The sequence below is a fragment of the Qipengyuania pacifica genome (genome assembly GCF_019857205.1).
GTDB lineage: Bacteria > Pseudomonadota > Alphaproteobacteria > Sphingomonadales > Sphingomonadaceae > Qipengyuania > Qipengyuania pacifica.
In genome coordinates this window covers 300,631-321,645 of the sequence record NZ_JAHWXO010000003.1, presented here as the reverse complement: position 1 = coordinate 321,645, position 21,015 = coordinate 300,631, and the positions used below count along the sequence as shown (strand labels likewise).

Sequence of the window (21,015 nt, the reverse complement as noted above, 5' to 3'; positions counted from 1 at the left end):
AAACCCTCCGCAAAGCCATTGGCGTGAGCGAAAAACAGTCCCCTGAACAATTGGTCGCAGAGCTCGTCAGTCTGCTGACTGTGTCCCGCGACGGCGAAGACGCCTTTACCGCCCCGCAGCAAGCTGGCGGGGTCGGGCGCGTATTTGGCGGTCAGGTCATTGCCCAGGCCCTGCAAGCCGCGCAAGCGACCGCACCCGATGGGCTGGAAGCACATTCGCTGCACGCCTACTTTCTTCGTGGCGGGAAGGAGGGCGTGGATATCGCCTATCGTACCGCGCGCGACTTCGATGGACGCAGTTTTGCCAATCGACGCGTCGTTGCCAGTCAGGCAGATGATACTGGCGAGCAGCGGGCCATTCTGAACCTCACCGCGAGTTTCCAGCGACCGGAGGACGGCCTGTCGCATGACGATGTTGCCATGCCGGACGTGACAGCGCCCGAAGAACTCAAGAGCGATCAGGAGATGCGCCGCGACATGGTCGAGCGTGCCGGAGACCGAATGGGCGAACAGCAACGCGCGCTCGTCCTGCGCCCTCGTCCTATCGACATGCGCACGGTCGATCAGTTGCACTGGATGAACAGCGAATCGCGCGCGCCCCGAGCGCATACCTGGTTCCGTACTGTTTCCGATCTGCCTTCGATCCTCGAGAACCCTGCACTGCATCGTGCGATTATCGCCTACGCGAGTGACTATACCTTGTTGGGGACCAGCGCGTTGCCCCACGGGCTTAGCTGGATGCGAGGCGAACTCGTCGGTGCCAGCCTGGATCATGCGATCTGGTTCCATCGCCCCGCCCGCGCCGACGAATGGCTGCTCTACGCCACCGATGCCCCATGGAGCGGTGGCGGGAGGGGTTTCAACCGCGGACGCATCTTCAACCGCGCGGGGGAACTGGTCGCCAGTGTCGCGCAGGAAGGGATGATGCGGAAACGGGTAAAGACGGGCGAATAGCCCGACCCGACGAGTGCAGACGCAAAAAGGGCGGGATGCATGGCACCCCGCCCTTCCTTCCTGGTCCTTCAGGAAGCTGGCAGATGGATTACCAGGAAGCCTGGAACCCGGCGCGTGCGCCCACCTCACCGGAGTCGAAGCCGACCCCAAGGCCACCGGTAAACACGGTGCTGTCGCTTACGCGGAGGCCAACCGAAGCCGAACCTGCGACACGGTCGTTATAATAGCCGAAGCCGCCCGCTACGCCGAAGCGCTTACCCGGCATGATGATTGGCGATTCCATGGCCAGCGCCATTGCCACGCCTTCGTTTGCACGGCGGGCCTGCACGCTGTTTTCGGCAGCAAGGTCGAACAGGAGACCGGTTTGGCCTTGGAGATCCATGATAGCGGCGGAGTTGCCGGCGATCGCCACGCTGTTTGCCTGCACGTCGGTGAAGCTGGCAAGATTACTCAGCCCTGCTGACGAACTGACGCCCAGCGTTCCGTTGGCATCGGCAGTTACCACGGCAATGGGTCCGACTTGCGATCCTGTGCTTGTGTCGAGCGAGGCGACCACGACCTGTCCATCATTGGTCGCGCTGGCGCCATTACCGATGGCAACCGAATTCGCGCCCGTCGCACTGGCCAGATTACCGACAGCAATCGATCCATCGCCAGCCGCAGCGGCAGCTTCACCTACTGCGACCGAGCGAACACCCGATGCATTTGATAGGTGGCCGAGCGCCGTGGCACGTTCCGCTCCAGCCGATGACTGCCAGCCATAAGCTGTCGCGCCCGGACCTGTCGCAACGCTTTCGCCGCCGACTGCGGTGGTCGAATTGCCCATCGCCATCGCCGTATCGCCAATTGCCAGAGCATCCACTCCATTGGCGATCGCTTCATTGCCGATCGCGGTGCTGAAGTCAGTCTGTGCATCGGCGTTCTCGCCTATCGCGACAGAGCGAACGCCCTGCGCGGTAGCGAGGTGACCGAGCGCAGTGGCTCGCTCTGCACCGGCAGAGGACTGCCAACCAAAAGCGGACGCGCCCGGCCCAGTGGCAACGCTTTCACCGCCGATAGCCGAGGTCGAATTGCCCATAGCGGTCGCGTCTGCACCAAGAGCAAGTGCATCCACACCGTCAGCTACCGAGCCATCGCCATCACCGTCGCCATCGCTGCCGATGGAAATAGCGCCTACGCCGCGAGCTTCGGCGTCGCCGCCGAGTGCGATGCCAGCGTCATCGGTTGCGAGGGCACCGAATGCGCCACCGTCGGTGTTGCCGCCGATAGCTATGCCGCCACGACCCTGCGCAGCGGCAGCTTCACCTACTGCGACCGACGCGAAGCCATCCGACGTTGCCAGATGGCCCAAGGCGGTAGAGCGCTCTGCATTGGCTTGCGCTTGCCAGCCGAAGGCAGACGCGCCCGGTCCGGTCGCGACGCTTTCACCGCCGACCGCACTGGTCGAATTGCCCATGGCCATTGCCGTATCGCCAACAGCCAGTGCATCGATACCGTTGGCGATCGATTCATTGCCAATCGCCGTTGCATTGTCAGTCTGGGCATCGGCGTTCTCACCGATCGCGACAGAGCGAACACCCTGCGCGGTTGCCAGATGCCCGACAGCAGTTGCGCGTTCAGCGGTTGCGAGTGCTTGCCAGCCGAAGGCCGACGCACCCGGCCCGGTTGCGACGCTTTCGCCGCCAATTGCACTGGTCGAATTGCCCATTGCCATCGCCGTGTCACCAACAGCCAGTGCATCGATGCCATTCGCGATCGATTCATTGCCGATCGCTGTCGCATTGTCTGTCTGGGCATCGGCATTCTCGCCCACAGCGACAGAGCGAACCCCTTGCGCCGTCGCAAGATGGCCAAGCGCCGTCGCGCGTTCACCGGTCGCCATCGATTGCCAGCCATAAGCGCTCGCGCCAGGGCCGGTAGCGACCGACTCTCCGCCGACCGCGGTGGTTGACGGACCGGTCGCCGTAGCGGGGGCTGCTCCGGCATCGTCGCTGCCGATCGCCACAGCATCGGTACCATCGGCTACGGCACCTGTTCCGACGGCGACGCCGCCGTTACCTGTCGCAACCGAATCTACGCCGCACTCGGTAGAATTTGTATTGGCGGCATTACATTCCGGGGTTCCATCTGCCAGCGCAGGCGTGGCAAATGCCAGGCTTGCAGTACCGGCCAGAAGCGCGGCTGCGATGCGATTTTCGAAAGTCTTGATCATGATGCTTTCTCTTTCCATTAACGGACCAGAAAGCCGATCGACGCGGGCCATCCTCTCCCACAGCTGGCGGTTATTCCACCTTGTTCTGCACGAAGACCTACGGGTCTCGGCTGCCATCCCGATCGAGATGACGCCAACAGCTACTTGCGTGCAGCCCGATCGGATGCGCTCGCGCGCAGAAAAATAAGAATATGCATCTCAACGCCCTGAATAGTATCAGAGAATTATTTTGAGATTTGGCTCAGACTTCCGCCAGAGGACCTGCCAGCAGGATCGGCATGGTAGGCGTTTCATGCCGTTCGCCCGTGTCGTCTTCGAAAGTGACGGCCAGCGTTGCTCCCGCCGCCAACAACGAGCTTTCCTCGACCGACAGGTCACGAGCGAAATTGCCCTGCTGGGGAATTGCGCCCAAAGAAATCGGGGCACCGCCTGCAGGAATGACCCATAGTTCGGGGGTCTTGCCCGGTTCCGCTTCCAGACCGGCGATTGCGAGCCTTAGCTGCCCACTTTCGGGATCGATGCGGCTCGCAAGACTGCGACTAGCTTCCGCATCTGTCAGTTGGGCGACAAGTTGATCACCCGCAACTGCGGCAATTTCCGGCGGTGCAATCGGTGATGTCGCTGGGGTGGACAAAAAGAGAACCAAGGCCGCTGCGGCTGCGCTCACGCCAACGAGCGCAGCCGCAATGCTCCATCCCGCAGGGCCCCGCCCCTTAACAGGGGCCATCGCTGCTACGGCCGGCATGTCTCGCTGGGCATCAATTGCGTCGATCCGTGCAACAATACCCTGCCATACAGCATCGGAGGGCAGAGCGCTCTGCGCTCCTTCACTCATCGCGCCGAGCCGGGCCTCCCACCATTCGACCGCCCCCGCGAAGGTCACGTCGGAAAGCTGCAACCGACGAGCGGCCGCCAGATCACTGCCCTCGAGTACACCCAGAGCAAGTTCGCCCGCGGTCAGGAACGGGTCGTCCGACTGAATTACTTCGTCATCAGCCACCGAGGCAACCCTTCAAACCGGCAAGGCCGCGCCTGATCCAGCTTTTCAATGTGCCGAGCGGAACGTCGATTTTGAGAGCAAGCTCGGAATATGAATAGCCATCGAAGAACGCGAGCCTGATGGAACGGCGCTGATCACCCGACAGCCTTTTCAAACAGCGCGCCAAAGCCTCGCTCTCTTCCATCGCACACAACCATTCGTCGGCGGGAAGAACATCGGTGTCTTCGACTTCGGGCAGCGTCGCTTCCGCCCGTTCGACGATCCGACCGTCACGGCGCAGTTCGTCGAGCGCGGTATTCCGTGCGATCGTGCATAGCCAGGTAATCGGGCTCCCCTTGCGGCTGTCGAAACGCGCGGCACGGCGCCAGACTTTGACATAGACATCCTGAAGGACATCCTCGGCTCGTTCGCGGTCTGGAACGATCCTCGCGATCGTGCCGAAAAGCTTGGCCGACGTCAGGCGGTAGACGGTTTTAAGCGCCCTACGATCGCCGCCAGCAATGCCGGCCATCGCCCCCTTCAATTCCTCGCGCGCAGCCGACATTCGTCTCATCTACCCCCTGACACCGATGTGTCCGCCACCGGAGCATCGATGTCAAGGTAAGGTTCTGTCAGCGAAAACCATGTCCGCGAGGTATTTACTCGGTCGCGAGCGCCTTCTCGATCGCAGCCAGTGGGACCAGTTTGAAATTCTGCGCCTTCCCTTCGTTCATGCCATCTTGGGCGATGAACAGCCCGCCGGGAAATGCCGGTCCGAAGTCGCCTGCCATCGCTTCGATCCCGTCGGTCTCCTCGGCACTGCCGAAAGCACCTTTTGCGATGCGAAACCGGCCTGCAGGTGTCATGTCGGGCAAAGCATAACGCATGTAGGTGTTGTCGCCCTGGCTGGACGCATAGAGCCAGCCGCCATCGGTGCCGTCGGGAACCAGCGCCAATCCTTCGACATCGGCGACAAGCTTGCGCCCGTCCACCTCGGCAACCAGCTCGCCCGTCGTTGCATCGGACCGGAAGCGCCAGATGCCGACGTCCTCCTCACCGATGTAGAGCGTACCGTTGCGATGATCGACAACGCAGCCTTCGGGTTGGGTGCGCACCTGCATGGTGCGCAGTTCGCGTGCGGCAGGCGCCGCGTCGAGCGCGATTTCCCATTCCCCGATCCGCCCGCTTTTGGGGGCAGTGTAGACGACAAGGGTGTTGCCGCGACGTGTACCGCAGATGCCATAAGCCTCGCCCGAACCGGTGGCGACCCGACCTAGCTTCGTCAGCGCGCCATTCGCCGTATCGAGCCGATAAAGCATGATGCCGGCATTTGCGGGATCGCTTCGGTCACTGGCAAAGACGATCACGCCCATATCGCCCATGTCGACGAGATCGACATTGTTCAGCGCAGGGTGTTCGCTGAAGCTCTTCACCTCGCCGTCGAGGCCATAGACGTAGAGCCCGCCCTTCTTGTCGGTCGCGACGATCAGACTGTCGCTCGGCGATGCGGCGTTGCGCCAGATCGCAGGATCATCGGCAGCGTCTTCATTCGCCGTCGCTACCGGCACGGTTTCTGCAACGGCATAGACCGGGACGGCCGGATCGCCGGGCATTGGGGTAGTCGCACATGCGGCAAGGCTGACGCTGGCGAGGATGGGAAGTGTGCTGCGCATCAGAAAGTCACCCTCACGCCGCCCTTCATGGTCCAGTTGTATTCCTCGTACTGAAACAGGTTACGCTGGTTGCCGAGCGTGTTGTAAGCAAAACATTTCGCGTTGTTGATGTTCACCCATTCATAGAAGATCTGAATACCATCGGTGACCCGAAATTTGGCCGACAGGTCGAGCTGGAAATGGTCGTCGACAAAGCGATCGTATTCGGCCGTCCCAGCCAGTTCGTCGAGATACTTGTCGCGGTAGGTGCCCGACAGGCGGATATCGACCGGTCCTTTATCGTAACCGAGCGATAGGTTGGCAGTATGCTTGGATGTTGCGGGGAGCGTGATCTTGCGAGGATCGGCAATGTCGCCATCGGTGAACACCGTGCCCGTTGCATCGGTATAGGTGTAGTTTCCGCTGACGACGAACCCGTCGAACGGTTCGGGCAGGAAGGTGAACGCCTGCGAAACGCCGATTTCCACGCCGAACACCTCGGCCGTATCGCCATTCAGAGGAATGACCGCTTCGTCGAATTCAATCCCGCGGTAGACACCGTTGAACGGCGGATCGTCACCTTCGAAATTGGCATCCACGATGTAATCCTTGATGGATTTGTAGAAGATGCCGGCCGTGATCGCACCCGTGCTGCTCATGTAATATTCGGCCGAGGCATCGAAATTCCACGCCTTGTACGGCAGAAGGTCGGGGTTGCCGAACTCGCCTTCGCGCTCGTCATCATCATTCTGTTCGACAGCGAAACGAGGCGCAAGGCGCGACAGTTTGGGACGCACGAGACTGCGGTATCCGGCCAAGCGCAGAACCACGTTGCGGGTCGGCTCGAAGCGGACATTCAGGCTGGGCAGCCAGTTGCCATAGTTCTTGTCGATCGTGGTGGGTTCGACGAGCACGGTGTCGTCGGCGGCTTCACCCCCATCAGGCAAAGTGCCCCCTTCCTCGACGAGCGTGACGAGGTTGCCGCGAATGTCGTTGCTGGTGTGTTCATAACGCAGACCGCCGATGACACGCAGTGTCGAGCTGTCCCATCTGCCCAGAAGATAACCGGCCATGATGTCCTCGCCGACCGAATAGTCAGACACCGCTGAATCGAAGGCGCTATCGAGTGCGACGAATTCGAAATCGTCACGATTTGCGCGGAAGAAGTCGCTGGCACCGGTGTTGCTCGCCATCGGCTCGAGGGAAATCAGGCGATAGGTGGCAGAGCCCAGGGCCTGGTCCAGCGTGAAACTGTCGTTCTCGTAAAATTCGATGTTGGCATTGTAACGCTTGTCCCGCCAGCGGCCCTTGGCACCGGCCTGAACCGTGAATTCACCCCCGTCCGTGATGAACCGGCGCCCGAAGTCAACGCGTCCCGCCCATTCCTCGTCACTCGCGTCCGAAAGCGCGGTGTATTCGATATCGGTCAGTTCGTAAGCTGCCGGATCGTAGAAGCTGCCCGGATCGGAATTGACGGTGTAGAGCGGAACGCGCGGATCCGTCAGATCGAAGCCGATTTCGAGGCCGTCGTCCGAGAAACGCTGGCGGAATTCTGCCGGGTCGACGCTGCCATTCTCGCGTTCGGAAGCGCGGGCATAGCTGGCAGAGTAGTCAGCGAACCAGGTTCCCGTATCGGTCTTTCCGCCTGCAACGACAGACCAGATCCGCTGGCGTTCGAAACGGTCCTTGATATCGCGTTCTACGCCGATCCGCTGGCGCACCGTGTCGGCAGGATCGTCGCTTTCCGGATCTTGAATGGTCGCATCGTTGAACGTCGCAATGCCATTGGCGAAGCTGGTCGGTCCGTAATCTTCGAAATCGCCCATGTCGAACGTCAGCCGGCGGCGATATTCCTGATCGTCGAATTGGCTCCACGTTCCCTTGACGTAGAGGTCGGTGGTATCGCTGGCGCGAAAATCGAAGCCCAAGGTGCCGCTGATCCGTTCGCGTTCCACGTCATAGTCGCGATACTGCAGTTCGAGAGGAACGATGCCGCCCTCGTCGATCCAGTCGTCGGCTTCGATATTGTCGGTCTCAAACTTGCGTCGATAATACGAAACGCCGCCGGATACGCCGAAATTGTCGCTAAGAAGCGTGGCGAAATCGAGGCTTGCTTTCGGCGTCAATGCGTCGGCGTAATCGTTATAACTCCCTTCGAGCTTGACGATCAGCAAGTCCTTCTTGCGATCGAAAGCGCTGGTTGTCTGGATTTCGACAGAAGCACCGATTGTGTCGGCATCCATGTCGGGAGTGAGCGATTTCTTAACTTCGATCGATTCGATGATGTCGCTGGAGATAACGTCGAGCGCGACCGAGCGCACATCGCTTTCGGGTGAAGGCAAACGGACCCCGTTGAGCGAGGTCGATACGAGCTCCGGGTCGAGGCCGCGCACCGATACGAAGCGCCCCTCCCCCTGATCGTTCAGCACGTTCACGCCGGGCAGGCGGCGCAAGCTTTCAGCGACGTTCTGGTCGGGAAACTGGCCGATCGCATCGCGCGTCAACACATCGGAAATGCCGTCGGCTTCCTTCTTGCGCGAAAGCGCGCTGGACAAGTTGGCAGCCTGACCAACAACGAGGATCTCATCGTCCCCGAAACCTGCAAGCGCAACATCCTCGCGCACTGTGCCGGTAGCGGGGACGCTGATCGACCGGGTGGCGGTTTCCGCACCGACATACGTAATTTCCAGCGTGTAATCGCCAGCCGGAACATCGGCAAACAGGAAGGAGCCGTCTCGCGATGTGGCTGTCACGCGGTCCAGTTCGACAATGCGGACCTGCGCACTGCGCAGCGCAATGGTGTTGCTGGTATCCGAAACCGTCCCGGCAACCTCGCCAGCATGAGCAAGAACGGGAAGTGACATGGCGGCGATTGCAGCGCCGGCGAATAGGGAATGTCTGATTTTCATGGTTGCCCTCCGAGTAAGTTGAGGGCCGCCTAGCTTCGGTGTTTGACCGGTTGATTGCCGCACGGAGGCGGTTTGACGACAAATGCGCTATTTTTGCCTTTCATTTGTCACAATGCCGGGCCTTTAGAGCGCTCGCCCGACCGTCAGTGCAAATAATGCGGGCCAAACGCGCAATTTGCGTGTAGGGCGCACGCGATTGCGGGCCGTGCCCGCTCCGCGACGAGCCGGCACCCCCTGCCGAGCCCCGCGCCCAAAAGAAAGAATTCAATGTCGTTTTCCCACCTCCCGCCGGTGATCGGCGAGGCTTTAACCGCTCGTGGCTACGAGGCGCTCACCCCCGTTCAGAAGGCCGTGACCGAAGCCGAATCGCATGGTCGCGACCTGATCGTTTCCGCTCAGACCGGCAGCGGGAAGACGGTTGCCTTCGGTTTGGCACTTGCCGACCAGTTGCTGAGCGACCTCGGCGGCTCGCCATTGAGCGAGACCCCACTCGTGCTCGTTGTCGCTCCAACGCGCGAACTGGCGCTACAGGTCAGCCGTGAACTTGGGTGGCTTTTTGCAGGTGCAAGCCTGCGCATCGCAACCTGCGTCGGCGGGATGGATGCGAGCAAGGAACGGCGCAACCTGCGTGGCGGACCGGCCATCGTCGTCGGCACCCCGGGGCGCCTGCGCGACCATATCGAGCGCGGCGCATTGGACCTGTCGGGCCTTATCGGCGTGGTACTCGACGAAGCGGACGAAATGCTGGACATGGGTTTTCGCGAAGATCTCGAGGAAATCCTCGACGCGACACCCGAGACACGCCGCACGCTTCTCTTCTCCGCCACTATGCCCCGCCCGATCGAACGGCTGGCCGAACGCTATCAGCGCAACGCCTTGAGACTTTCGCTGGTCGGCGAAACGCGTGGACATGGCGATATCGCCTATCAGGGCGTTGCTGTCGGGCCGTCGGAAATCGAAAACGCGGTCGTCAACCTGCTGCGTTTTCACGAGGCTGAGACGGCAATTTGCTTTTGCGCCACTCGCGAAAGCGTCCGCCGCCTTCACGCGACCTTGCAGAACCGTGGCTTCGGCGTGGTCGCGCTTTCTGGTGAGCATTCGCAGAGCGAACGCAATCAGGCCCTTCAGGCACTGCGAGACCGCCGCGCACGCGTGTGTGTGGCGACCGACGTTGCAGCTCGGGGTATCGATCTTCCGACCTTGAGCCTCGTCATTCATGTCGAGATACCGCGCGACGCGGAAACGTTGCAGCACCGTTCCGGTCGCACAGGCCGTGCGGGCAAAAAGGGTATCGCCGCCATTGTGGTTCCCCACAACCGCCGCCGCCGGGTGGAAGGCATGCTGCGCGGCGCGCAGATCGAAGCCGAATGGATCGATGCGCCGACTCCGGAAGCCATCCGGAAAAAAGACCGTACCCGTCTGATCGAGAACCTCACGGCACCGCGCGAAATCGAAGAGTATGATCGCGAACTCGCTGCCGACATCATGACCCGCATGGCCCCGGAAGATATCGCCGCTGCACTGGTGCAGGCGCACAGGGCGGAAATGCCCGAGCCGGAAGAACTGCTCGCCAACACGCCCGAAGCGCGTGAAAAGGCCAAGGCCGAACGTCACCGTCCCGGCTTCGAAGATGTCGTGTGGTTCCGCATGGACATCGGACGACGCCAGAATGCCGAGCCACGCTGGATCCTACCGCTGATCTGTCGCCGCGGGCACATCACGCGGAATGAAATCGGTGCGATCCGCATTGGCCAGCATGAAACCTGGTTTCAGGTGCCCCGTCCCATTGCTGCCAAGTTCGCGGATGCCGTGCAGCGCACAGCAAGCCCCGAAGACGAACAGGACGCCATTGCCATCGTCGAAGCACCGGAAGGCCCGCGTGTCGAAGCGCGCGAGAACCGCAAGCATGGTAGCGGTGGCAAAGTCCACGCCCGCCCGCTGAACAGGAAGCCCGGCGGCGGCGCTGGCTTCAGAGGGAAGTCCGGCAATGGGAAACCAGAGGGCAGCGGTTTCCGCGGCAAGACCAGCGAAAGCAAATCCGGTGGCGGTTTCCGGGGCAAGTCTGGCGAGGGCAAATCCGGCGGCGGCTTCAGGGGCAAACCGGGCGATAGCAAGCCTGGCGGCGGCAAACCCTTCAAGAAGGGCAAGCCCTTCAAGGGGAAGGGTAAACCACCCAAGCCCTGAAGTGGGCCGCTGAGCTTGCACCTATGAACACACCGGCTAGAGTAATGCTTTGCCCTAGCCGGAGTGCTCAATGATCCTACGCAGCCTCGCCATAACGACTGCCCTGTTCTTCACCACTTCTGCGATCGCGCAGCAGCCGGAACGGGAACCGGCGGGCATCGATCCGGACCGGCTGGAAGAAACCGTGCGCACCATGGCTTCCGACCAGTTTGAGGGACGAGCGCCCGGAACGGTCGGCGAAGAACGGACTATCGGTTACCTCATCGGGCGTTTGCAGGGACTGGGACTGGAACCGGGCGGCGAAGACGGTACGTGGACCCAGAAGGTGCCATTGCTTCATACTCGACTGGGCACCCCGAAGACCCTGTCGTTCGAACATGGCGGCACCACCAAAAGTCTGAACTTCCCGAAAGATATTTACGTGTCGACCCTGCAGCCGTCCGATACGGCCGCTATCGACAACGCCCCGCTGGTTTTTGTCGGTTACGGTGTCGATGCGCCAGAACGAGGTTGGGACGATTTCAAGGGTGTGGACCTCAAGGGAAAGGTCGCCGTGTTCCTGGTGAACGATCCGGATTTCCATGCCCAGGATGGTGAAGAAGTCGCGGGCACATTCGGGGGCCGCACGATGACCTATTACGGCCGCTGGACCTACAAATTCGAAGAGGCTGCGCGGCAGGGGGCGATCGGTGCATTGATCGTCCACGAAACACCGGGTGCTGGTTATGGCTGGAATGTCGTGGAGAGTCCTGGGGGCGAGAATTACGATGTCGTCCGCCCCGAGGATGATATCACCAGCCTCGCGCTGCAGGGGTGGATCTCAGGAGAAACTGCCGAAACGCTGTTCTCTTCTGCCGGGCAGGATCTGGCCGAACTGAGCATCGCTGCGCGGCGCAGGGATTTCAAACCTGTCGATCTTGATACGACGTTTTCCGCATCGTTCCCCGTAAAGAGCGATGTAGTTCAGAGCCAGAATGTACTGGCGAAGATCTCCGGCACATCGAAGCCGGACGAGAGCATAATCTACGGCGCTCACTGGGACGCCTATGGTGAAGGTGAACCGGACGAACAGGGCCGCATCTACCGCGCAGGCGCGAATGACGATGCGTTGGGCGTTGCTGGGCTGTTTGAAATCGCCCGCGCATTCAAGAGTGGCCCCGCGCCCGAACGCAGCGTGATCTTCGCCTTCTGGACTGCGGAAGAGCGCGGTTTGCTCGGATCCGAATACTATGCCGCCAATCCAATATATCCGCTGGACAAGACCGTCGCCAATTTCGACCTGGACATATTGCAAACCGCGGGCCGGTCGAAGGATGTGATCCTGGTCGGTAAAGGGCAAAGTACGCTGGAAGACGATCTTGCCCGCTTTGCGCAAGCCCAGGGGCGTACGGTAAGCGAGGAAAGCCTGCCCGAACGTGGTTTGTTCTATCGAGCCGACCATTTCAGCCTTGCCAAGCGCGGCGTGCCGGTAATGCTGATGATGGGCATCGCGGGCGCTTCCGATCTGGTCGAAGGCGGTACAGACGCCGGTCAGGCGTGGGTCGATGCCTATACCGGCGATTGCTACCACGCCGCCTGCGACGCTTGGAGCGAAGACTGGAACCTTGCAGGGGCTGTGCAGGACATCGCCCTGTTCCGCGATATGGGCGCCGAGCTGGCAAACAGCGAGCACTGGCCTGAATGGAAGGACGGCTCCGAGTTCAAGCAAGTGCGCGAGGAAAGCGAAGGCGCGAGGGGCGCCCCTAAGCCTCGAGAGTAAGTGTGTTTCTCAAATTGAAATGCAATAAGATTACTCGCAACTCTGCGACCCAAATTCTTTGAGAACAATCTCAGTAGGATTTTCGTAAGCGGACAGCGCGGGTGTCTCGACACGCAAATGCTGCACACCAGAGATAATCCGATCTCGCAGCCACACATTTCCCCGGGACTCGTCAAGGTCGGGAAAAATCTTGGTTGCATGGAAGAGAAGCTCTGACGGGCTGAAAACCCAAATTCCCCGCGAATGGGCGTTTGCAAGCTGGCCGGCCAGAGCCACGTTCGTAACTGATCCAACCGCCCTCGCCCGGTCGTGAAGCGATGCGAGGGTTGATGCCTTTGCGGCGCGCCACTCGTGCGGTGAGAATCCACGACTGTGGAGAGAACAGGCCAGTTCGGAGAGATTGGATACCAACGCTGCCCAATCCCTCTCAGGTTGCACGAGAACAATCAAAACCAATCGGTATCCGTTTGTGCCATCATCAATGCTCACTCTCAGATTGCTTTTATCCGTGTCAGGATACTGCGCCTCGAAGCGCGCAGACAGGGCTTCAACAGCCAGCAAGTCCATCAGGGCGGCATCTAGCGCAACAAGGCGTCGCAGTGGGGTATCGGACGAAGGAAGCGACCAACTCAGCGCTGTGCCGATGAGACTTCGAGGCTCGGCAGCGACGCTGAGATTTGAAAGACTAAATCCATTAGCCAGGACGGGGAGTTAGCCTTCAATGGTTCTGAGCCTCACCCGCCGGCGTGATAGAAGTCGTAGATCTGCTGCGCCACGCCTTCGCTGATGCCGGGCGCGCGTTTGAGATCGTCTAGCGCGGCCGCTCTTACTTTTCCCGCCGTACCGAAGTGTAGCAAAAGCGCGCGCTTGCGCGAGGGGCCGATGCCGGGGATCTCGTCCAGCGGTGATGCGGTGATCGCGCGGCTGCGCTTTGCGCGGTGGGCACCGATGGCGTAACGGTGGACCTCATCGCGCAGGGTCTGCAGATAAAACAGTAGCGGTGAATTCACCGGCAGCGTCTTTTCCCGCCCATCCGGGAAGTGGAACACCTCGCGCCCCTCCCGCCCGTGATGCGGGCCCTTGGCAATAGCGATCAGGGGCACATTCTCGATCCCCATCTCCGCCAGAGTGTCGCGCACCGATGACATCTGGCCCTTGCCTCCGTCGATCAGAACGAGATCGGGCCATACGGTTTCGTGGCTATTCGCCTTCCCCTCCTCGCCATCCGGATTTTCAGCGAGGTTGCGGAAGCGGCGGCTCATCACTTCGCGCATCATGCCGAAGTCGTCATTGGTCTGCGCGCTCTTGATATTGAACTTGCGGTACTGCCCCTTCTCGAACCCTTCCGCACTTGCCACGACCATCGCGCCAACCGCCTTCGTGCCCTGGATATGGCTGTTGTCGTAAACCTCGATACGCTGCGGGACGTCATCCAGTTCAAGGAATTCGGCCAGTTCGCGCAGAACCTTCGCCTTCGTACCGCTTTCGGCCAGCCGCCGGTCCAATGCCTCCACAGCATTGCGCTGTGCCTGTCTCATCAACTTCCGGCGCGTGCCACGCTGCGGGATCGAGATTGCCACCGCATGTCCCGACTTTTCAGCCAGCGCTTCTGCAACGAGTTCCTGTTCGGCAAGTTCGCGATCGACCAGTATCGTACGCGGAGGAGGCACTTCCTCGTAAAATTGCAGCAGCACATCGGACAACACCTCGTCCATGTCGAGATCGCCGATATTGCGCGGATAGAACGTGCGGTGCCCCCAGTTCTGCCCGCCGCGAATGAAGAAAGCCTGCACGCCTACTTGCCCGCCCTTGGCTGCGAGTGCGAAGACATCCGCGTCGCCTACGCCCTGCGCATTGATGGCCTGGCTACCTTGGATGAAGGTTGCTGCACGCAAACGGTCGCGCAGGATGGCCGCGGTTTCGAAATCCAGATCTTCGGCCGCCCTCGCCATCTGTTTTTCGATCTGTGTCTGAACAGCGCCCGATTTGCCGCCCAGGAAATCCTTCGCTTCTCGCACAAGGCTGGCATAGCCCGCTTCGTCGATGCGGCCGACACAGGGGGCCGAACAGCGCTTGATCTGGTAGAGCAGGCAAGGCCGGTCGCGATTGTTGAAAAAGCTGTCGGTGCAGCTGCGGAGCAGGAACAGCTTCTGCAGCGCGTTCAGCGTCTTGTTGACGGAACCGGCGCTGGCGAAGGGGCCGTAATAATTGCCCTTGGCCTTGCGCGCACCGCGATGCTTCATGATCCGCGGATAGGCATGATCGGCGCGCAGCAGGATGAAGGGGAAGCTCTTGTCGTCGCGCAGCAGCACATTGAACGGCGGACGATAACGCTTGATCAACTGGGCTTCGAGCAGCAGCGCTTCTGCTTCGGAATTGGTGGTGACGATCTCCATCGCGCGGCACTGGCTGATCATGCGCTGGATGCGATTGGACAGCCCCTTTACCTGCGTGTAGTTCGCCACGCGTGCCTTCAGGCTGCGCGCTTTCCCGACATAGAGCACATCACCTCGCGTATCGAGCATGCGGTAGACGCCGGGCCGGGGCTTCAGTGTTTTCACCGTATCGCGGATCGCCGCGATACCCGCTTCGAGATCGGGCTGCGCGCTGGCCACGACCTTGGTCGCGCTTTCCTCGTGAAAACGCTCCTTGCCTCTCGGATCGTGTGGGGAACCGGCTTTCGTACGCGACATGGCGGTGCAGATAGTGCGAGGCGAGTGCTTGTGCAAAGCAGCGTTTGCGGCCATCCACCGCGCGATGGACGGGAAACCACTCGCACCGCCGCGGACCATGGGGCTGTTCGGCGCTTCACTATTGCCGGTGAACGGCATGATCGGCGCGGGGATCTTCGCCCTGCCCGCCACACTGTTCTTGGCCGTGGGCGACTTCGCGCCCTGGATGATACTGCTGGGGGGCCTGCTGTTCCTTCCGCTCACGCTGACCTTTGCCTGGCTGTCGGCGCGGTTCGAACATTCGGGTGGTCCCATCCTCTATGGCGAAGCGGCGTTCGGGCGGTTCGTCGGTTTTCAGGCGGGCTGGGCGCGTTATGCCAGCGCCATCGTTACCGTGGCGGCAAACACGCATGTCATGGTTTCCTATCTCGCCACGCTCTTTCCCGTGCTTGACGGACCGGTACTGCGCCCGCTGCTGGTCGCAGGCTTCATTGGCTTCATTACCATCGTGAACCTCTTCAGCCTGAGAAGTTCGGTTGCCACGCTGAGCGCCCTCACGGCCGTGAAGCTTCTGCCACTGTTGGCCTTGATCGTTGCCGGGCTATTCGCCGGAGATCCGCGTGCGGGGCTGGTTCTGCCTGAATTCACCGATGCCGAAAGCGTGGTTCTGCTTACATATTACGCCTTCATCGGCTTCGAATATGTCGTGCTGCCCGCAGGCGAAATGAAGAACCCCAAGCGCGACGTACCGCTGGCGCTGGTCGCGATGCTGGGGGCGGTCACGCTGCTATACATGCTGGTGATCTGGGCCTATATCGCCATCGATCCCGGCGTGGCTGCGGATTCCGAAAACCCGTTGGCATTGGCAGCCGATGCGGCAATGGGTCCGGCAGGCTCGATCGCCATAGTGATTGCCGCGGCCTTCAGCATCGGAGCGAATAATTTCGCAGGCGGCATCAGCCTTCCGAGGATGACATTCGGCATGGCCGAGCGGGGCATGCTGCCACGCTGGTTTATGGCCGTGTCGCCAAGGCTTGATACTCCGGTCAACTCGATCCTGTTCTATGGCGCCGCGAGCATCGCCTTCGGGCTGTGGGAAGGTTTCCTGGTGCTGGCTTTGGCGGGCACGCTGACCCGCCTCCTCACCTACCTCATCGCAGCCTTCGCTCTGCCGGTGATCGAACATCGCGAAGGAAGGATCGATCCGGTGCATGGCTTTGTGTCGATCCTCACGGTGTTGAGCACACTTTGGGTCGGCACCCATGCCGATGCACAGAGTTGGCAGGTTTTCGGCGGTTTGGTCGTGGCGGGAACGCTGCTCTATTTTGTCGCGCGGCAGGAACGACCGACTGAACCGCTCGCCCCGCGCTGACATGGCCAGTTTCGACGCGATAATTCTCGGCGCGGGGGCCGCCGGATTGATGTGCGCGGCGCGTGCCGGCCAACGGGGCAAGCGCGTCTTGGTGCTCGAACGGGCTGAAAAACCGGGTAAGAAAATCCTGATATCGGGCGGCGGTCGATGCAACTTCACCAATATCGGCGCCGGACCAACCAATTACCTCAGTGCCAATCCTCATTTCGCGAAATCGGCGCTGGCGCGTTACACCTCGCGCGACTTTCTCTCGCTTGTAGAAAGCTACGGCATCGCGTGGCATGAAAAGACGCTCGGCCAATTGTTCTGCGATGGATCGGCAAAGCAGATCGTTGCCATGCTACTGGAGGAATGCGCACGTGCGCGTGAGAGTGGCGGCGAAGTAGAAATCCGCTGCGGCGAGGAAATTGCGTCGGTCGAACACGACGGCCTATTTAAGGTCACCACTTCGGCTGAAACATCAACCGCGCCCGCTCTTGTCATGGCGACCGGCGGACCATCCATCCCGAAAATGGGCGCCACCAGTTATGCCTACGAATTGGCGCGCCAGTTCGGCCTGAAGCTGGAGGAGCCCCGCCCTGCGCTCGTTCCGTTGACACTCGGCGGTGAAGAGGTCCTGTTTCGCGACATTTCCGGCGTGTCCGCGCCCGTTGTGGCCACTGCCAACAAAGCCTCCTTTGCAGAAGCAGCGTTATTCACCCATCGCGGCTTGTCTGGTCCGGCGATCCTTCAGGCCAGTTCGTACTGGCGACCAGGCGATCCGCTGCTGGTGGATTTCCTGCCCGACCAGACAGCTGAGTGGCTGATGGATGCAAAGCGCACCAGCCCGCGCGTCGGCTTGAAGACTCTCTTGCGTGAAGCTCTCCCGGCACGGCTGGCCGATATCCTGGCCGACAAGATCGGGATCGAAGGCGACCTCGGCAATGTGCCCGACAAGGCTTTACGCAGCGCAGGTGAGCGGTTGAAACGCTGGGCGTTCCATCCGAACGGGACCGAAGGCTTTGCCAAGGCCGAGGTCACCGTCGGCGGAATCTCCACTGCCGAACTGTCGTCCCGCACAATGGAAGCGAAGCGCCTTCCCGGCCTGTTCGCCATTGGTGAGGCAGTGGATGTGACCGGCTGGCTTGGCGGTTATAATTTCCAATGGGCCTGGGCTAGCGGCGTCGCGGCGGGCGACGCGCTGTAAACGCTCGCCCGCGCCAACCCGCCAGCAATCAGAAGACTTTCCGCAGCTCGAGCGAGACCACACGTCCCAACGGATCTACGAGGTCAGGCTGATAGCCCAGTGGGACTATTCCGTTCTCATCCGTCACACGCTGCCGGGCGTCGAAGATGTTGTCGACCCGAAGCGAGAGGCGCGCTCCCTTGAAAAAGCCCGGTGTCTCACCGGTGAGCCACTTCTGCTCCTCGAGATTCATGAACAGGCGCAGGTCGAAAGTGGCAAGGTCATGGAACGTCAGCGTGTCCACATCGGTGCCACTGGCATAATTGCCCGACAGGCGCAGACCCATGCCCTTGTGGAACAGCCCGCCTTCCATGGTAAAGTTATGGCGGCTGATGCCCGATCCGCTCAGGGCGTCCCCGTTCAGCAGGTCGAGTTCCGGAATGCCAGGCGCGATCAGCGCCGAATTTTCGAGCTCGATCGTGTGATAGAGCGACAGGTTCCAGCGTCCTTGACCGTCGCCGCCGCCCCGACCGCCGCGTCCTCCGCCACCACCACGGCGGCCGCCTCCTCGCGCCTCACCAGCTCCGGACGAACCGGTAGTACGCGTGTCGGCTCCGTCTTCTCCGGCTTGCGGCGAAGCGCAGACCCGGCTGCGCAACTCGTTCAGCCGGGCTTCGTCGATCTGGCCATCGGGGCCCGTCAGGCGCTCACGAATGCGTTCGGGCAGTGCGGCAAGATCAACCGGGGTGGATGCGGACGGATCGGCCGCGTTCCAACCTGTGCAAAGAGCTTGGCGCATCGCGGCCATTCGCTGCGGATCGGGCGCACCATCCGCGCTGCAGAAGCGTTCGCGCATCTGTGCGACACGGGCCGGATCGATCTGTCCGTCTTCGCCGCGCAGTCGCTGCTGCATCTGTTCCGGCAATTGAGAAATATCGGGCTCTGCGCCTTCCTTGCAGAATTGCGCGCGAATTTCGGCGAACCGCTCGCTGTTGAACCCGCCACGGCCCTGTCCTGCTCCACCCTGTCCCGGTGCCGATCCCTGTCCTCCGGCAGCGCCCATGCGCGCCATGAAGCCTCCGCGCCTTCCGCCGCCGCCTTCGCTCTCGGGGGCGGGCTTGCCGACTTTGCCGAAGAAGTTGAAACCGTAGCGGATGCGCGAAGAATTACGTTCGGCAAACGTCACCGGCCGCCGGTCCAGTTCCACCAACTGCCCATCGACGCGTGTCACGCGATCAGGGAATGCCGCCTCGATGGCGGGTGTCAGGACGGGGAAGCTTTCGGTCACGTCGTCCGAACGGTTGCGGAAATATTCGACGCGGAAATTGGACCTGTCGAACAGATCGAAGTCGTAGGATGCGGACAGTTTGATGTCGCGCTGTGTCTCCGCAAGCAGATCCGGATTGCCACCCGTGACGACGTTGGCCAGCACCGTGTCGCCCGTGACAAAGTCGAACACCGGGACGTTGACGTCGACGATCTGCGGCGATCCAAGCTGGGTCAGGCTCGGTGCGGCCTCGCGCACGGTGTAGCTCGCCTGCAGCGACAGGCTTTCAGACGGCCGCCAGTTCAATCCGGCATTCCAGTTGGTCAGCGTTCCGAAATCGGAAAGGTCGTCGATGCCGCCCCCCAGATCCAGACTGAGTTCGCCCAACGCGCCGAGGAAATCCTCGCGCGCGCTGGCAAGCGGTATACCCAGATTGACCCCGGCAAGCGCGCGGCGGCGGTTGAGCGATGTTTCCAGCCCGTTCGTGCGCGTGTCTGTGCTGTCGATTCCATTGAGCTTGTACCCGACCTTGGCGGTCACATTGACCTCGCCGCTCGGCAGTAGGATCGGCTGCCCCGTGAGCGTCGCGAGTGTATCGATCGTATAGGTCTTGCTGCGCGCCTCATCGAAGCCAGCGCTGGGAACGGCCCCCAGATCACCCGTAATGTCGATCTCGCCCGCAGCGGCCGCTGCCACCAGGCCGCTCGTATCGCGTCGGCGGTCGATTTCCGACGTGCTCCAGCCGCGCGCCGCATCCAGCGTCAGGGCAAGGTTCCAGTCGCCCACTGGCGCGTTCAACGAACTGCCCAATGAAGCGGTGGTCGAAGATGTCCGGCGCGTGATCGGATCGGCATCGATCGCGCGCAGTTCGGTGTTACCGTCGGGATCGGTCAGCAGCACCGTGTCCAGCCCGGACAGCGATCGGGTGACGCTGCGCTCCAGATTGCCGTTGATCGAGAAAGTCGGCGCCCGCGCGCCTTCGCCGAAACTGGTGTTCCAGGTTGTCTCGAGCTCGAACCCTTCGCTGTCGGAGGCAAGGCTGCGAAAGGCGGCAGGATCCGGATCGGACGCCACGGTTGGCACGCTGTTTTCGGTCTGGATGATCCCGCGTTCGGCTTCCGTCAGCATGGATGACGTGTTGAATTCCGCCCCCAGCAACAAACGGTCGCCGCCATTGATAGTGAGCTGCGAATATTCCGCCTCGCCGCTCGACCGGCCCCCGGCCGTTGGCTGCCCGTATTCCAGCTCCACCTCGCGGCTGGCAAAATTGTCCTTCAGGATGAAATTGACCACGCGCTGATCGGCGGGATAGCCATATTGCAGGGCAACCTCTTCCGGGAATACCTCTACCTTGACGATCGCTTCGGGCGGATAGCGGCGGAACTCGCGGAAGCTCGAAACGCGCCGTCCGTTGACCAGGAAGACCGGACGCCCGCTGCCGCGGCCGCTGGCCGATCCCGTCTGGGGTCCCAGTTGCTCGATCAGGTCAGCCAGCGAATCCGCACCGTAGGCTGCAATGTCCGCTTCATCGAGTTCGACCACCGGCGGGACATCGGTCTGCACCTGCCCACGCACACGTTCGCCGGTTACGATGATGGCATCTTCGGGAAGCGGTTCGTCCTGCGATCCGTCCTGGCTTGTCGCAGGAGCGGGATCGGCATCCTGCGCGAGGGCCGGCGTGGCGAGCGCAATGGTCAGCGCAAGTGCGGAAATACGGGGGAGATAGTGCATGGAAAGCGTTGTGATCCTGTCTCAATTCTCTTCCGTCCCCGGCAGCATGGCTGGACGAGGCGGAGCCGGCAGGCAAGAAATGTCGGGTAACAAAATGTCGCGCCAGCCTTGCGCCGCGCTTAACGACCGAGTCTTCCCTTTTGTCCCTACTGCCGCTATG

At 61.4% G+C, this 21,015-nt stretch carries 13 protein-coding genes; 5 read left to right on the top strand and 8 right to left on the bottom strand.

The genetic code is table 11. From position 1 onward, the window contains the following. Positions 1-23 precede the first annotated feature (23 nt). Positions 24-953 (top strand): acyl-CoA thioesterase, encoded by a 930-nt coding sequence (locus KYK83_RS06835; RefSeq protein WP_222827670.1) that lies wholly within the window; start codon positions 24-26, stop codon positions 951-953. Positions 954-1,041: 88 nt separating this feature from the next. Here the strand turns inward: KYK83_RS06835 and KYK83_RS06830 are convergent, their stop codons facing one another. From KYK83_RS06830 to KYK83_RS06810, 5 genes are all read right to left on the bottom strand, one after another. Then, on the bottom strand, positions 1,042-3,165 hold the full coding sequence (locus KYK83_RS06830) for a hypothetical protein (RefSeq protein ID WP_103024871.1): 2,124 nt from the start codon (positions 3,163-3,165) through the stop codon (positions 1,042-1,044). 241 nt (positions 3,166-3,406) lie between these two features. Further along, a complete protein-coding gene (locus tag KYK83_RS06825) occupies positions 3,407-4,165 on the bottom strand; it encodes an anti-sigma factor (protein ID WP_222827669.1) in 759 nt (252 codons plus the stop codon). After that, positions 4,158-4,709: a sigma-70 family RNA polymerase sigma factor gene (locus KYK83_RS06820; RefSeq protein ID WP_346729427.1), complete on the bottom strand. Its 552-nt coding sequence runs from the start codon at positions 4,707-4,709 to the stop codon at positions 4,158-4,160. The genes KYK83_RS06825 and KYK83_RS06820 overlap by 8 nt, the downstream gene beginning before the upstream one ends. Before the next feature lie 94 nt (positions 4,710-4,803). Next, positions 4,804-5,817, bottom strand: coding sequence for a phytase (locus tag KYK83_RS06815; RefSeq protein WP_222827667.1), 1,014 nt, complete (start codon positions 5,815-5,817; stop codon positions 4,804-4,806). Beyond that, positions 5,817-8,705: a TonB-dependent receptor gene (locus KYK83_RS06810; RefSeq protein ID WP_222827666.1), complete on the bottom strand. Its 2,889-nt coding sequence runs from the start codon at positions 8,703-8,705 to the stop codon at positions 5,817-5,819. The genes KYK83_RS06815 and KYK83_RS06810 overlap by 1 nt, the downstream gene beginning before the upstream one ends. Before the next feature lie 267 nt (positions 8,706-8,972). Between KYK83_RS06810 and KYK83_RS06805 the strand changes: the two genes are divergently transcribed. Together KYK83_RS06805 and KYK83_RS06800 are read left to right on the top strand one after the other, a co-directional pair. Next, entirely contained in the window at positions 8,973-10,889 is a 1,917-nt protein-coding gene (locus KYK83_RS06805) for a DEAD/DEAH box helicase (RefSeq protein WP_222827665.1), read from the top strand. Positions 10,890-10,959: 70 nt separating this feature from the next. After that, complete coding sequence (locus KYK83_RS06800; protein ID WP_222827664.1) at positions 10,960-12,648, top strand: M28 family metallopeptidase; 1,689 nt, start codon at positions 10,960-10,962, stop codon at positions 12,646-12,648. Positions 12,649-12,678: 30 nt separating this feature from the next. On the opposite strand, the gene KYK83_RS06795 is transcribed toward KYK83_RS06800, so the two are convergent. Together KYK83_RS06795 and uvrC are read right to left on the bottom strand one after the other, a co-directional pair. Next, positions 12,679-13,215 carry a hypothetical protein gene (locus KYK83_RS06795; RefSeq protein ID WP_222827663.1) on the bottom strand — a complete coding sequence of 179 codons (537 nt, stop codon included), beginning with the start codon at positions 13,213-13,215 and terminating at the stop codon, positions 12,679-12,681. Positions 13,216-13,382: 167 nt separating this feature from the next. After that, a complete protein-coding gene (uvrC, locus tag KYK83_RS06790) occupies positions 13,383-15,341 on the bottom strand; it encodes an excinuclease ABC subunit UvrC (protein WP_222827662.1) in 1,959 nt (652 codons plus the stop codon). A 28-nt stretch (positions 15,342-15,369) separates the two neighbouring features. Here uvrC and KYK83_RS06785 point away from each other — a divergent pair, with 28 nt between their 5' ends. Then, the gene (locus KYK83_RS06785; protein WP_248284301.1) at positions 15,370-16,692 is read left to right on the top strand and encodes an APC family permease; all 1,323 of its coding nucleotides are present in this window, start codon (positions 15,370-15,372) and stop codon (positions 16,690-16,692) included. Position 16,693: 1 nt separating this feature from the next. Beyond that, the gene (locus KYK83_RS06780) at positions 16,694-17,878 is read left to right on the top strand and encodes a BaiN/RdsA family NAD(P)/FAD-dependent oxidoreductase (protein ID WP_222827661.1); all 1,185 of its coding nucleotides are present in this window, start codon (positions 16,694-16,696) and stop codon (positions 17,876-17,878) included. 28 nt (positions 17,879-17,906) lie between these two features. Here the strand turns inward: KYK83_RS06780 and KYK83_RS06775 are convergent, their stop codons facing one another. Continuing rightward, positions 17,907-20,855 carry a TonB-dependent receptor domain-containing protein gene (locus KYK83_RS06775; protein ID WP_222827660.1) on the bottom strand — a complete coding sequence of 983 codons (2,949 nt, stop codon included), beginning with the start codon at positions 20,853-20,855 and terminating at the stop codon, positions 17,907-17,909. Positions 20,856-21,015 lie beyond the last annotated feature (160 nt).

Excerpts from the sequence above, each read along its gene's own strand:
- uvrC (WP_222827662.1), bottom strand. The coding sequence starts at position 15,341 with ATGTCGCGTACGAAAGCCGGTTCCCCACACGATCCGAGAGGCAAGGAG.
- KYK83_RS06800 (WP_222827664.1), top strand. The coding sequence starts at position 10,960 with ATGATCCTACGCAGCCTCGCCATAACGACTGCCCTGTTCTTCACCACT.
- KYK83_RS06820 (WP_346729427.1), bottom strand. The coding sequence starts at position 4,709 with ATGTCGGCTGCGCGCGAGGAATTGAAGGGGGCGATGGCCGGCATTGCT.
- KYK83_RS06775 (WP_222827660.1), bottom strand. The coding sequence starts at position 20,855 with ATGCACTATCTCCCCCGTATTTCCGCACTTGCGCTGACCATTGCGCTC.
- KYK83_RS06805 (WP_222827665.1), top strand. The coding sequence starts at position 8,973 with ATGTCGTTTTCCCACCTCCCGCCGGTGATCGGCGAGGCTTTAACCGCT.
- KYK83_RS06780 (WP_222827661.1), top strand. The coding sequence starts at position 16,694 with ATGGCCAGTTTCGACGCGATAATTCTCGGCGCGGGGGCCGCCGGATTG.
- KYK83_RS06810 (WP_222827666.1), bottom strand. The coding sequence starts at position 8,705 with ATGAAAATCAGACATTCCCTATTCGCCGGCGCTGCAATCGCCGCCATG.
- KYK83_RS06830 (WP_103024871.1), bottom strand. The coding sequence starts at position 3,165 with ATGATCAAGACTTTCGAAAATCGCATCGCAGCCGCGCTTCTGGCCGGT.
- KYK83_RS06795 (WP_222827663.1), bottom strand. The coding sequence starts at position 13,215 with ATGGACTTGCTGGCTGTTGAAGCCCTGTCTGCGCGCTTCGAGGCGCAG.
- KYK83_RS06815 (WP_222827667.1), bottom strand. The coding sequence starts at position 5,817 with ATGCGCAGCACACTTCCCATCCTCGCCAGCGTCAGCCTTGCCGCATGT.